General features: G+C 44.1%; 1 protein-coding gene. It reads right to left on the bottom strand.

Annotated elements, in window-relative coordinates:
* Nucleotides 1-247 (bottom strand): hypothetical protein (locus DXB77_RS13150; RefSeq protein WP_207665169.1); only part of this gene is annotated, 247 nt, incomplete at both ends.

Below are 247 nucleotides of genomic sequence, written 5' to 3'. Positions count from 1 at the left end.
TTCCGGTTTGCTCTTCGCTTACGTTATATGTGCCTACCGGGATGTCATTGATCGTTACGTTTCCGTTTGCCGGTACGCTGATTCCTGTCTTGGTTGCGCTTATGCTTCCATCTGCAAGAACATATTCACCACTTGCGTTTGTTACATAAATTGTAAAGTTCTTACCTGCTGCTCCAAAGTCATATCCTACAACTGCCTTGGCTACCGTTAAGCTTCCCTTATCCTGAGTATAAGTGTTCGTTACAGT

The sequence above is a fragment of the Clostridium sp. OM05-9 genome (assembly GCF_003481465.1).
Taxonomy (GTDB): Bacteria; Bacillota; Clostridia; order Lachnospirales; family Lachnospiraceae; genus Coprococcus; species Coprococcus ammoniilyticus.
This window is presented reverse-complemented; position numbering and strand designations above follow the sequence as displayed.